Annotated in this window: 12 protein-coding genes and 1 pseudogene; 8 read left to right on the forward strand and 5 right to left on the reverse strand. The window is 57.2% G+C overall.

What is annotated here, in order from left to right; all coding sequences use genetic code 11:
- The first annotated feature begins 258 nt into the window (after nt 1-258).
- Nucleotides 259-1770 carry a hypothetical protein gene (locus tag BMX07_RS23515; protein ID WP_139210791.1) on the forward strand — a complete coding sequence of 504 codons (1512 nt, stop codon included), beginning with the start codon at nt 259-261 and terminating at the stop codon, nt 1768-1770.
- Nucleotides 1771-1814: 44 nt separating this feature from the next.
- Complete coding sequence (locus tag BMX07_RS03835; protein WP_090613937.1) at nt 1815-2447, forward strand: class I SAM-dependent methyltransferase; 633 nt, start codon at nt 1815-1817, stop codon at nt 2445-2447.
- Between the two features lie 19 nt (nt 2448-2466).
- On the opposite strand, the gene BMX07_RS03840 is transcribed toward BMX07_RS03835, so the two are convergent.
- Together BMX07_RS03840 and BMX07_RS03845 are read right to left on the reverse strand one after the other, a co-directional pair.
- Nucleotides 2467-3930 carry a flippase gene (locus tag BMX07_RS03840; RefSeq protein WP_090613940.1) on the reverse strand — a complete coding sequence of 488 codons (1464 nt, stop codon included), beginning with the start codon at nt 3928-3930 and terminating at the stop codon, nt 2467-2469.
- A gap of 433 nt (nt 3931-4363) precedes the next feature.
- Nucleotides 4364-5293, reverse strand: a complete 930-nt coding sequence (locus BMX07_RS03845) for an NAD-dependent epimerase/dehydratase family protein (RefSeq protein WP_090613943.1) — start codon at nt 5291-5293, stop codon at nt 4364-4366.
- 208 nt (nt 5294-5501) lie between these two features.
- Between BMX07_RS03845 and BMX07_RS03850 the strand changes: the two genes are divergently transcribed.
- From BMX07_RS03850 to BMX07_RS03860, 3 genes are all read left to right on the forward strand, one after another.
- Entirely contained in the window at nt 5502-6824 is a 1323-nt protein-coding gene (locus BMX07_RS03850) for an MFS transporter (protein WP_090613946.1), read from the forward strand.
- A 106-nt stretch (nt 6825-6930) separates the two neighbouring features.
- Complete coding sequence (locus tag BMX07_RS03855; RefSeq protein WP_090613949.1) at nt 6931-7383, forward strand: MaoC family dehydratase; 453 nt, start codon at nt 6931-6933, stop codon at nt 7381-7383.
- Nucleotides 7384-7389: 6 nt separating this feature from the next.
- Nucleotides 7390-7914 (forward strand): carboxymuconolactone decarboxylase family protein, encoded by a 525-nt coding sequence (locus BMX07_RS03860; RefSeq protein WP_090613953.1) that lies wholly within the window; start codon nt 7390-7392, stop codon nt 7912-7914.
- Between the two features lie 273 nt (nt 7915-8187).
- On the opposite strand, the gene BMX07_RS03865 is transcribed toward BMX07_RS03860, so the two are convergent.
- Nucleotides 8188-8496: a hypothetical protein gene (locus BMX07_RS03865; RefSeq protein WP_090613956.1), complete on the reverse strand. Its 309-nt coding sequence runs from the start codon at nt 8494-8496 to the stop codon at nt 8188-8190.
- A gap of 83 nt (nt 8497-8579) precedes the next feature.
- On the reverse strand, nt 8580-9197 hold the full coding sequence (locus tag BMX07_RS03870; RefSeq protein ID WP_090613957.1) for a peptide-methionine (S)-S-oxide reductase MsrA: 618 nt from the start codon (nt 9195-9197) through the stop codon (nt 8580-8582).
- A gap of 129 nt (nt 9198-9326) precedes the next feature.
- Here BMX07_RS03870 and BMX07_RS24975 point away from each other — a divergent pair.
- Nucleotides 9327-9506 (forward strand): annotated as a pseudogene (locus BMX07_RS24975) (hypothetical protein); the annotation flags it as partial.
- A 282-nt stretch (nt 9507-9788) separates the two neighbouring features.
- On the forward strand, nt 9789-10166 hold the full coding sequence (locus BMX07_RS23520) for a hypothetical protein (protein ID WP_139210792.1): 378 nt from the start codon (nt 9789-9791) through the stop codon (nt 10164-10166).
- Nucleotides 10167-10340: 174 nt separating this feature from the next.
- On the opposite strand, the gene BMX07_RS24165 is transcribed toward BMX07_RS23520, so the two are convergent.
- Nucleotides 10341-10511: a hypothetical protein gene (locus BMX07_RS24165; protein WP_175480030.1), complete on the reverse strand. Its 171-nt coding sequence runs from the start codon at nt 10509-10511 to the stop codon at nt 10341-10343.
- Nucleotides 10512-10689: 178 nt separating this feature from the next.
- On the opposite strand from BMX07_RS24165, the gene BMX07_RS03880 reads away from it, so the two are divergent.
- Nucleotides 10690-12072, forward strand: a complete 1383-nt coding sequence (locus tag BMX07_RS03880) for an ATP-binding protein (protein WP_090613960.1) — start codon at nt 10690-10692, stop codon at nt 12070-12072.
- The last annotated feature ends 30 nt before the right edge of the window (nt 12073-12102 follow it).

The raw sequence follows: 12102 nt of genomic DNA on the forward strand, positions 1-12102 counted from the left end.
CGTGTGCACGCATCCATCGATTCCGTTTGACTCCCCATTGAGAGCGGAGTTCCTGACGAAGAAAAACAATACAGAAACTGATGCCCGATGGCTTTATTCGGAGAAACGATGACGGATTAAGACACCATGCGCTTGCGAACAGTTATTTCCGGAGTTTGCTTGCTCTTCACTGTCTGCGTATTCTGCGTGTACACGAGGAGCCGTCTTTGGCCGGGGGTTCCAGGAATGCTTGTTCTCTCGTTACTCCTAATTTCTGCAGTGAATGAGGAGACGCTCCGTACCCGATTTTTCCTCATTACCGGACTCATTTGTACGGTGAGCGTGACATACCGGCTTGTTATCGTTATTTTTCCGGGTTCGCTCATTGGAATGGATCCTGACGAGTACGCATGGGCGATTCGCAACGTGGTGAACACGGGAACGATCGCGGGTAGCGAGTTCTCAATATTCTACGAACAGACCGGGATTATGCTTGCATTTGGTGGAGTTTCCTCGATACTAATGGATATTCCTGGAAGGGAAGCGATGGCAGTCTATGCTGTGGTCCTCGGTCTATTGGTACCGCTATCGGTCGTCGTGATTGCTCGATCGCTCTGGCCCACCCATCCCAGAATTGCGGTTTATTCAGCAAGTATAGCATCGGTCGCGACGGCAACGCTCAAGTTTTCCGGATGGCCGATTGCACAGTCACTCGCGGTCGTTTTCTGGGTTGTATTTCTGTATCTATTCCTTCGATATCTCGGAGATGACTGGCGGTTATCGGCATTGGCACTATGCATTGCTCTTCCGTTTGTATTCACGCATAAACTAGCACCGCTCATCGCATTCTTGGCTACTAGTGGAGTGTTACTTGGCACGATATCGATGCGGTTGCGGCCGTCGAAGCCACCACTGCGCACTTCCTTCCGCCCTGTCGTCATATTCAGCTTGGTGGTCGCCGCACTCGCGTATTTACAGTGGAATATGTCCGAATATTTCGCCGGAGTCGTTTGGCATTTGCTTCGTACCGTCAGCTCAGTAGGAGGGGGTGAAAGCGGTGTGGTGGAGGTCACATCTGCGGAGCCCGCGTTAAATGGGTTGACGATGATTCTCTATCGGAGAGGCCATGCGCTTGCCCTCGCTGCGATCGCCGGAATCGGTTGGCTCTTTCTCCTCACCACCCAACGGAGACCGGCTACGCATCTCGTGCTGGGTTGCGTAACAGTCATCACGGGAACCACGGCACTCGCCTTCGTCGCGCCGGGCCTTAGTTTCGAACGGCCGCTATTCTTCGCCGAACCACTGCTGGCGATTATGGCAGGTGTGGTGCTGTCTGCAATCGTCGGTTCGGACCGACTGCCGTCCTCGAAGCAGCTTGTTAGAATTGTTTTTCTCGGGTTACTAGTCACGCAAGCGTTCGCCGCTCCAGCTATTCCTGATTCGACTCATCAGCCGCGATATTACCTCGATAGCAACGAAATGCAGTCGAAGCAGTTTGCGGGGGTATACGGCCCGGAGACAGTTCACACGGATTTTTATCTCACGGAGGAGCGCGCCGACTGGACGGGGACACAGAACACAAAATTCGAACCGATCGACAGGGCATATCTAACGGGCTCCATCGAGGGGGAGTACATTCTCCACCGAAGTATCTCGGTACGCTATACGCCGCATCTACTCCCACAGGCCAGAGAATCGATATGGGTGTTGCGGTGGAATCCGAAAGCCACTCTTGATCATGAGTACCATCGCGTGTACGATTCCGGCTCGACAACCCACTATAAGTATTAGTTCTTACCAAAAGCATTGTTACCCAGGTCGGGTTGTATACAGACATGGCGAACAGAACGATGGCGGAGAGGAGATATCCACACATCAAGGAACACATTCAATCGAAATCGGTTCTGGATATCGGCTGTGTCGAGCACGACCCAGCTAATTCATCAGAGGAGTATTGGCTTCACGACAAGATACGTCGCGATTCGCGGTTGACCGTCGGGTTAGATATAATCGAGGCCCCCGGACTTAATGAACGGGGATACGATATCAGAGCCGCCGATGCGCGCGATTTCAACCTTGACGAGACGTTCGATGTCGTCGTTGCCGGCGAATTGATCGAACACCTCGATAATTTCGACGGACTTTTTTCATCAATAAAAACACATCTTAAGGATGATGGAATATTGATTCTCACGACTCCGAATGGTATGTCGGTTCTGTACTCTTTAAAACGGTATCTGTTAGGGGATTTTGTTCATCAAGAACACACATGCTGGTTCGACTCGCAGACAATTCGTCAGCTCTTATTTCGTCACGGTTTCAAGGCCACAGAAATCACGTTCATCCGACACGGTACTCCCTCGAAAAGCCCACTGAAGTTCATACAATGGCTAGCGGAATTAGCGTTACCGGATGAGATCGGCGCTCAGACGATGGTCGTCGTAGCAGAGAAGAGAAATCAACACTAGGAACTGCGTCGGAAAACCGCTAGAATAGAGATGAAATAGCTTCTCGGACATCTATTAGCCCACTGACTTCTATTAGAGTCGTCCAGATCAAGACGCCCAGGAGGACAGCCACTAACATCGGAATGAGACCCGGAAAAACGCGGATTATACCGTAGACGGGTGCCGAGATGATGATAGCAAGGATAACGGAGTAGACGACGTATCGGAGTAACAGTCGTATTCGAAGATCTAGTTCGAGGTGGATTACGTACACATTCGCGACAGTGTACAAAAAATGAGTGATAACGGTTGCAATGGCGGCTCCGACGATTCCGATCCGCGGTATTAGGATGACGTTCAAAAATACATTCAGAAGAGACGTAGTGACCTGAACGATCGCCCGCGCTTTCGCTCTTCCGAGGTAATCTAGGCTGGTATTAGTCAGCTCCGTAATCGATTGAAATACTATATAAAAAGAAAAGACATGCAAAACGGGAACTGCACCGGTATAGTTACCCCCGAATACGAGCTTCACTAGTGGTTCGGCGATCGCTAGGAGACCGAATCCGATCGGGATGTACAGCAAGAGACCGTAAGAGAGAGATCGTTCGTAAATACGCGCTGCCGTATCGGAATCGCCGCTCGCTTTCCGCGATCCGTACACGGGCGAGAGGGTGAACCCGAGTGAGGTTACGGGCATTTTGAGGAATTGAACGACTTGTTTTCCGGCGGTATAGTAAGCGACTGCAAGTGGATTGAGAAAGAACCCGATCAATATCGTGTCAACTCTCTTATCTAGTATATTCGCAGTATTCGTCGCGGTCAATGGGATAGCATATTCGACGATCCGTCTCCGTAGGTTCGGCTCGATAGTGTTCTGTTTGATCGTCCGGTAAAATGAGAGATACAAAAACGAAAGTCCAGATATCGAGACCAGCGCTGCACTCAGTATGTATCCGCCGAGAGCACCAACGACACCGTAACCGAGCAGAACAAAACTGACCGCAAGAAAGAGACGGCAGAAGCGATCGGCTGCATAGATGACTGAAGATGTTTTAATTTCTCCAAATCCCTGCAATGTGATTCGAAGATAGGAGACAATTGATCCGAATCCGATGAAAAGCGCACCCAACGGTAGATACCGGCTCAATTCGGATTCACCGACAAGCACAGCGATACGCTCGCTCGCAATCACTAGCAAGGTACCGGTGATAAATATAGTAGATATATTGAGAATAAACGAAGTTTTGAGAATATGAGGTATTTGGCCGGTATCTGATTCGCTATATTCTGAGAGATACCGGGCAGCAGATCGTCCAATCCCGAGTTTACTGAAGAGCTTTATAATCCCGAATATGGAGATCGTGAGAAAGAGTAATCCATACCTGTTCGGCTCTAACAAGCGAGCGAGGAGAACCGTCAAAGCGGAGCTAGATATCGTTGCGATAATTCGACCAGTGAGCTCTGCCTTAAATTGCCTCGTCAATTTATTCACTATGTCCATTATCACATTATTTTTTAAAAGTAATCTGCTTCAGATATTGCCAAAAGTTATTTTTGGAATTGTGAGGGTAGCGGTAGTTTTTGTGGCATGTCACTCTGATCGATACTTATGAAAAAACCCGTTTTCGGAATCGTTTTCTCCAATTCAGGCACATGGCCCTCAAAACGGCTTTTCGGCGGCCTGTTTGAAGGAAGTTTCTGTGGTCAAAGTTTGAGACGGTAATTTCTGGCCAACTCTCTTCTACAGATTAACAGACCTAGGGGTCCGAACGTTGGTTCGATGATTCACTAAAAACGCCCCGTTGGGTGATATGTCATCTTCAAGAGATCGATCCGCTGCCCAACTTCATTGATCCAAGTTTTCGTGCCGTCAGATCGGACGACAAGTGGGCGTAACCTAATGGTGTCCGAATTTCGTTGATCACGCCGGAGGCTCATTCGGCTCGGTACTGCGCACACACCCGTCGAATGCCCTCCTCGAAGTCGATCTGCGGTTCCCAGCCGATCGCCTCGCGGATCTTCGAGGAGTCGGCGCAGGTGTCGTGAACGTACACCGAATCGGGGATTGGGTTCTCGACGTACTCCGGTTCCACGTCGGTTCCGAGTTCCTCGTTGATCAGTTCGACGACCGTGTCGAAGTCGTACGCCTCCCCAGTTCCCAGGTTGTAGATGCCGTCGAGTTCGGCCGCAGCGGCCCCCTCGAGCCCGCGGACGATATCGGAGACGTGCGTGAAGTCCCGGGTCTGCGTGCCGTCGCCGTAGAGGACCGGCGACTCGCCGTCGGCGATATCGTCGGCGAACTGGGCGATGACGTTGGCGTACTCGCCTTTGTGTTCTTCGGCACCGCCGTACCCCTGATAGACCGAGAAAAAGCGCATGCCGGCCATCGACATGTCGTAGTGGTTCGAGAAGTACTCGCCGTAGCGCTCTCGGGCCAGCTTGGAGGCCTCGTAGCCGGTGTTGACGCTCACGTCCATGTCTTCCGGCGACGGCTCCGTTCGGCTGCCGTAGATCGACGACGTGGAGGCGTACACTACCGTCTCGCAGCCGTCCTGACGCGCCTGCTCGACGACGTTGACGAACCCTTCGACGTTCACGCGGGCACCCGTCGTTGGGTCGTCCTCGTGCATCGCGTAGGACGACAGCGCCGCGAGGTGAAAGACGACGTCGACGTCCGTCGGCAGGTCGTCGTCCAGAACGCTCGCTTCGACGAACTCGACGTCGTCGGACAGGTTGTCAGGTGTTCCCAGATAACCGTCGTCGACGACCGTCACGTCGTTCGGTTCGGCGAGGTAGGTCGCCAGGTTCGATCCGATGAATCCCGCGCCCCCGGTGACGAGGACGGATCGGTCTTCGAGGTTCATACCCGAAATCCCAGTTCGGCGACGCATAGGTGTTGTGGAACCGTGGGTGGAGACGAACGCGTCACACCGAAGGAGGAGGAGGGGGAAGTGGAGCGGATCGGCACTCGAGCGGTCGGCGGGCGTCCGTGAACTGCCGGTCGACGGGACCGGTAACGCCGGCCGCGAACTCGAGCACACATTTATGAAAAATGATGTCAAACACACCTAGGTGACGCTACTTTCGAATCCGTATCGCCGGCGGTGGCTCGGCTGGGGGGTGCTCGTCACGGCGTTCTTCCTCGTGAGTCTCCACCGATCGTCGACGGCGGTCCTCTCGGAGGAGTTGATGCGATCGTTCGAGACGACGGGGACGACGCTGGGGCTGCTCCACTCGTCGTTTTTCTACCTCTACGCGGCGTTCCAGGTTCCGGCGGGTCTGTTGACTGATCGCTACGGGGCGCGTGCGATCGCGGCGGGGGGAACGGCACTGATGAGCGTGGGGGCGCTCGCGTTCGGCCTCGCGCCGACGTACGCGCTCGCGTTCGCCGGTCGGGTGCTGGTCGGGCTCGGGGCGAGCGTGCTGTTCGTCGCGGCGCTGCGGTTCTGTGCGAACTGGTTCCGGCCCGACGAGTTCGGGACGATGACGGGTGCCACGTTTAGCGTCGGCATCCTCGGTGGACTGGCGGCGACGACGCCGCTGGCGATCGCCATCTCGCGGCTGGGCTGGCGGCAGTCGATGATCGGCCTCGGACTCCTCGGTCTCGCCGCCGCGATCGGTATCGTCCTGTTTTCGCACGATTCGCCGGCCGACGCCGGGCTCCCGCCCGTCGAGAACGTCCCGGATCGGCCGGACGTGACCGACGCGGCGACGCTGAAGCGCTACGTCTCCGACGCGGTCCGAGAGCCCGAAACCTGGCTGTTGGGTATCATGCTCTTTTTCATGACCGGCATCGGAATCACGATCTTCGGCCTGTGGGGGATCCCGTATCTCGTCCAGACGCACGACATCTCCGTGACGGCGGCCTCCGTCTACCTCCTCGTCGGGAACGTGGGCGGGATGATCGGGCCGACGCTCTTCGGCTGGGTCTCGGATCGGTCGGGAAATCGGACCGGGCTCATCGTCTTCTCCACGGTCGTCTTCGGACTGACCTGGGGAATCTTCGCCGCGTTCGGCGTCGTTCCGCTGTTGCTCGTCGGAGCGATTTTCCTCGTCTCTCGCGTCCTCCGCGGCGGGGTGCCGCTCGCGTTTGCCGTCATCAAGGAGCGCCACCCGGAGGGCGCGAGCGGCACCGTGATCGGCCTGATCAATACGATGGGCTGGATCGGGGCGGCCGTCTTCCCCGTCGTCCTCGGTGCCGCGCTCGACGCGTACTGGACCGGCGAGACCGTCAACGGGACCCGCGTCTACACCGAGTTCGGCTATCGGGTCGCGTTCGCCATCGCCGCGGCGTCCGGACTGATCGCCGCGGCCTGTGCCGTGGTCCTGCACGTGCGAACGCGGGCCGAACGCCCCCTCGAGACCGGTGCCGACGCCGACCGGCCGACGAGTTGATCCGGGCGGAAGGGAGGGCGACGCTCGAGTACGGCCGGCCGCTGCGCTTCAGTCCACTCTGCCTCGGCCCACAGGTTCTTGCCCACACGTACCACACCTCACGGGCATGCGCTATTACGAAGATATCGACGTCGGGGAGACCCAGGAGTTCGGCGAGTACCACGTCACGAAAGAGGAGATAATCGAGTTCGCGGAGCGGTACGATCCGCAGCCGTTTCACACCGACGAGGAGGCCGCCGAAGAGTCCGCGTTCGGCGAGCTGGTCGCGTCGGGCTGGCACACCGCCGCGATGTGCATGCGGATGCTCGTCGACGGCCCCATTCAGGACCGCGCCAGCATGGGTGCCCGCGGCGTGGACGAACTCCGGTGGAAACGGCCGGTCAGACCCGGCGATACGCTATCGATCCGGACCGAGGTGCTGGACAAGCGCGTCTCCGAGAGCGACCCGAGGCGGGGCTACGTCGACAGCCTGCTCGAGGGGGTCACGCAGGACGGCGACGTCGTCATCTCGTGGATCGGACTCGGCATGATCGCGCGTCGCAATCCTGCGGAGGACTGAGTCGCCGTGGCCCGCGTTCCGCTGCTCGAGCCCGCGGACCTCCCCGAGGAGTATCGGTATCTGTTCACCGAGAACGACGTCGGCGACGCCCACATCTTTCGGGCGATGGCCAACGCCCCCGAGCTCCTGCAGTGGTATCTGCGGTACTCGACGCGGCTCTGGGACGTCCTCCCCGAGCGCGAACGGGAAATCGTCATCCTCGCGACGGCGCGCGCGCTCGAACACGAGTACGAGTGGCACCAGCACGTCCGGCTCGGCCGCGAGGCGGGCGTCACCGACGCGGAGATTATCGCGATCAGCGACGGCACGCTCGAGGCGCTCGACGACCGCGACGCGGCGCTGACGGCCTACGCCCGGGCGGTCGCGCTGGGCGATCCGCGCGATGGGGACCACGACCGGCTCGGCGACCACTACGACGCGGAAACCGTCGTTGGCGTCGCGATGCTCGTCGGCCACTACGTCGCGACGGCGCGGGCGCTCGACGCGTTCGACGTGGCGACGGAAGAGCCGTTCGTCGGCTGGCGTCCGTAGGCGCGGCTCCCTGCGACGGTCGTCCGCCGCGGCTCGAGCGGGGTCGGGTCCCGCAATCTCGAGGTCTGGACCTCGAGCGCTCTGGGGAGGGCGAGGACGCGTCGTTGCGCCCGGTACTACGCAGTATTCTTCGATCTGCGATCGTCCCACCGGTGCTCAACACGCGAACTTGTGGCACGAACTGGCAGTTCGGCAGTTCGACTGGCATCACGTTGCGTACCGGCTCGTCGTACAGACCGCTAGCAGAGCGTCACGAGGACGACGTAGCAGACGCTATCCCAGCCGCTTACGCACGCGATTGCTAGTCGAAACTCGAATATCGAGCTTCTCGGTGCTTCGAATCCAGTTCACGTAGTCCTGGAGCCGATCCGCCGTTCGTAGTGCGGTGATCGTGTCGTAGTCTTCCCGTAGTTCCGCGTTCGTGAACACCGCGTGAATCTGCTTGTGACATGGGCGACACAGCATCGCTGTCGGACTTTCTGCCCGCTCTTCTGGTCGCAGGTGGTGTTCCTGAACGACCTGTGGATCGGCGATCGTCTCGTCGGGAATGATCCGGCGACAGAGCGCACACGTAGTCGGCATTACCGGACTTACGGACGAGGCGAGCAAAACGGCTCGGGTCCACTGCGTCAGTTCGCTGCAGATACGTATCGGATTTTGAAGGCTTATCGTCGTGACCGCGGATCGGACGACTGGTCGATAAAGGGAACACTGACGTCGTGGCCCGCAACGTGAGCGTTCAGTTTCGCCGCCGCCGGCGATTCCCTGATCGCCTCACCGCTGTAATTCGCCTCGGTGAATACGTCGGTGATCCACCGTTTTCCGCGGAGATTGAACTTCTGGTGGGAGGCCGCTGCCAGATGGAATCGATCGAGCGATTCGAGACGCGTTGCGATCCGGTCGCGGTCGAGATCACGTTCGCGCAGAAACGTCAGCAACTGGTCGTGTTGGTCTGCCGTCTCGGTAAAGACGACGTTCTGGTACTGGCGTTTCTGGGGCTGCTGATACGGATCGTGTTCGGAAAACGCTCGCTCGAGTAGCTCACTGAACGAGAGCTGTTCGGGATCGTATTCGATCTGGACGACTTCCGTATGGTCGCCGAGAACCTCGTAGGACGGGTCGGATTTCGTCCCGCCAGCATAGCCGACTCGCGTCCGCACGACACCGTCAACTGCGCCGAACGTCGCGTCGGGACCCCAGAAACAACCCAGACCGAACGTCGCCGTCTTCGTGTCTTCCGGTGCCTCGCTATCGAACTCCGTGACGACTGTTGGTGTGAGCATGGTCGAGATGTGGGACGGAAACCGGCCGCGTACGTCGACTATCGTGTCGCGGTCAAGTAACCCTGTCTTTGCGTCACACCTACTTCGACAGGGGAGCCAGTGCAGATAGCTACGTCTCTGTTCCGTACGCGCGGACGGTACGTCTGTGCGGACTGTGACGCGGCGTTCAACGCTGACGTGAACGGGGCGGAGAACATCCGTCTCGACATCGCCGCACGTAACTCCGAGTCTGCACCCAGTTTGGGTGGGGAGAGGAGTACCAGCTGGGTAGCACAGCCAGTAGTTGTGGCTCCGTTGAAATTCTATTGACTCGAAATCTTCCCCGCTGAAATAGCCGATAGTTAGAACAGCTGATTCTCCGTCGATGCCGAGTCGGGGTGACACAGAGAAACTAGTCGGTAATAATTTATTATCAGACAGCACAAAAAGAGGAGATGCAAACGGTTTCTCTACCTGCATCCCCGCATCGTAGCTCTGTGTCCGATTGTTTATTGCCCGAGGTTTAGGTTGTAAGCGTTCTTGCACCTACTAAGCGTGACCGAACGATACTATATTCACACGAACGAATTGGAGTCGAGGGATAGGTCGAAAGTGGTACAGGAATTTGTCAGAGGGGTATTGGGGGCAACGGACCGAAGTCCAGAATCTATCCAACTTACAGGCATTAAAGATCTACTTGAAGAATACGTCAATCAAGAGGCTGTCAATCAACTCTATAAAAACGACACTCTGGAAACAACTGATGGCGTGATCGAAGGACGGGTCAAAGCAACTACCGAGAACATCGACAACGCTATCAACCTGGTTTCAGACCCTCTCATCGAACTGCTCATCTATGATCACAATCAGAACCTGATCTTTGCGAGGAAAGACACCGACGAGAATCAAATCCATCTCTCTGAGAGCGAATTCGAAAAACTACGATCACGGCTTAGTAGTCGAAATATGAGTCTGGTCGAACAAATATGATTCTGTATCACGTCTGTGTTCCACGGACCGGATACACGGTAGCGTTCCACGTCAGTGTCCCACGAGACTGTGCTACGTGTCCGAACCGAGCGTAGATATGTTCCTTATCTACCGGAGTTGTTGACAGACTCTCGTCGAATAGACAGTGCGTATCTCGCCCCGCTGCTCCATTGATTAGCTGGCAATAATCCGGGCGATCCAGACGATCGGGATCACTGGGATGGCCAATCCGGTGACCAAAAGCACGATGGCGATCACGGCTTTCTCGGCGCGACTCGACCCGTGCCATATCGACTGCCACAGATCATCGATCGCCTGTGCCGTTCGCTGGATCAATCCAGCCATGGATGGTGCTGAGGGTATAGAGACGGAAAATCCCACGGCATGCAAAGGATTGGATTCCCGTTTCACGGCGTCTGGGCCATTCGCCTTCCGCTCCTCATCCTGTAGAAGAAATCGCACGTTTGGAAATCGTGATTTCTGAAATCGAAAATTCTATTCGGTCTGAGATGCTACTGGCTGTATGGAGCAATTCGTTGATCGAGACATCGAACTCGATCAACTCACGGACTGCTATGAGTCCGAGACGGGGGATTTCGTCGTGATCTACGGCCGCCGTCGCCTCGGTAAGAGTGAACTCGTTCGCCAGTCCATCGCTGATCGGGACGACGCTATCTACTACCAAGCGGTCGAGTCCACGGCACAGAACCAGCTCGAACAGTTCGTCGACACCGCCACCGCACAGTTCCCGTCGCTGCGGAACGTCCGCCGTGACTGGGAAGCACTCCTTGAAGCACTCGGCGAGGAAGACGCGATCGTCGTCATCGACGAGTTTCCGTTCCTCATTGAGGAGGACGAGTCGTTGCCTTCCCGAATTCAGCGCGTCTGGGATGTGGAGTTACAGGAGACGGGGATGACGCTCGTGCTCGTTGGCTCGTCGATCAGTGTCATGGAGGACAAGGTGCTTTCTGGAAGCGCACCGCTGTACGGTCGACGGACGGCGACGATCGATCTCAAACCACTCGACGTGGCCGATGCACGTCAGTTCTTCCCGGAGTACGACCCCGAGACCGCCATCACCGCGTGGTCGATCTACGGCGGCACACCGTACTACCTCCAGACCATCGATCCCGACCAACCGGTAGGAACGAACGTCCAGCAGGCGATTCTGTCGGAGCGTGGCCTCCTGTACTCCGAGCCCGAGTTCCTGCTCCGCACCGAACTCCGACAGCCGAATACGTACTTCAGCATCCTTCGTGCGCTCGCCCACGGCCGTCGAACCCCGAACGAGATCGCGGGCATGGCCGGCGTGGACTCCGGATCGCTCAGCACGTACCTCCAGAAACTCCGCCGACTCCGCCTCGTCGAACGCCACATCCCCGTAACGGAATCGCCGACGGCCTCGAAACGCGGTCGATATCGCGTCGCAGCTCCACTGTTCCGGTTCTGGTTCCGGTTCGTGTACGGAACCCAGGACCAACTTCGTATGCTCGGCGACGACGCGTACGACGAACTCGTCGCGCCCGAACTGGCGGATTACGTGAGCCCGCTGTTTGAACGGCTCTGCCAGCGCGAGCTCCCGGAGCTCATCGATCGACGGTTCCATGACGTCGGGCAGTGGTGGTTCAAGGAACACGAACTGGACGTCCTCGGCCTTACCGACGAGGGACTCGTCGCTGGCGAGTGTAAGTTCACCTCTCGGCCTGTGAGCGAAGGTGTCCTCGCCGATCTCGAACGAACAGCGTCGGAAGTACGGTGGTCAGCAGAGCCAGCAGACGGGGAGACGCGGTACGTCTTGTTCAGCCGCTCCGGGTACACCGACGATCTCGAACGAGCCGCCGATGCGCGTGACGACGTCCTCCTCTTCGAGCTATCTGATCTGGTCACTCCCGATAGCAACTTCTGAGTACAGAGATAGACATCCGATGCGTCTGAA

The organism is Natrinema salaciae, from assembly GCF_900110865.1.
Taxonomy (GTDB): domain Archaea; phylum Halobacteriota; class Halobacteria; order Halobacteriales; family Natrialbaceae; genus Natrinema; species Natrinema salaciae.

Excerpts from the sequence above, each read along its gene's own strand:
- BMX07_RS03835 (WP_090613937.1), top strand. The coding sequence starts at position 1,815 with ATGGCGAACAGAACGATGGCGGAGAGGAGATATCCACACATCAAGGAA.
- BMX07_RS03840 (WP_090613940.1), bottom strand. The coding sequence starts at position 3,930 with ATGGACATAGTGAATAAATTGACGAGGCAATTTAAGGCAGAGCTCACT.
- BMX07_RS03845 (WP_090613943.1), bottom strand. The coding sequence starts at position 5,293 with ATGAACCTCGAAGACCGATCCGTCCTCGTCACCGGGGGCGCGGGATTC.
- BMX07_RS03855 (WP_090613949.1), top strand. The coding sequence starts at position 6,931 with ATGCGCTATTACGAAGATATCGACGTCGGGGAGACCCAGGAGTTCGGC.
- BMX07_RS03865 (WP_090613956.1), bottom strand. The coding sequence starts at position 8,496 with ATGCCGACTACGTGTGCGCTCTGTCGCCGGATCATTCCCGACGAGACG.
- BMX07_RS03870 (WP_090613957.1), bottom strand. The coding sequence starts at position 9,197 with ATGCTCACACCAACAGTCGTCACGGAGTTCGATAGCGAGGCACCGGAA.
- BMX07_RS24165 (WP_175480030.1), bottom strand. The coding sequence starts at position 10,511 with ATGGCTGGATTGATCCAGCGAACGGCACAGGCGATCGATGATCTGTGG.
- BMX07_RS03880 (WP_090613960.1), top strand. The coding sequence starts at position 10,690 with ATGGAGCAATTCGTTGATCGAGACATCGAACTCGATCAACTCACGGAC.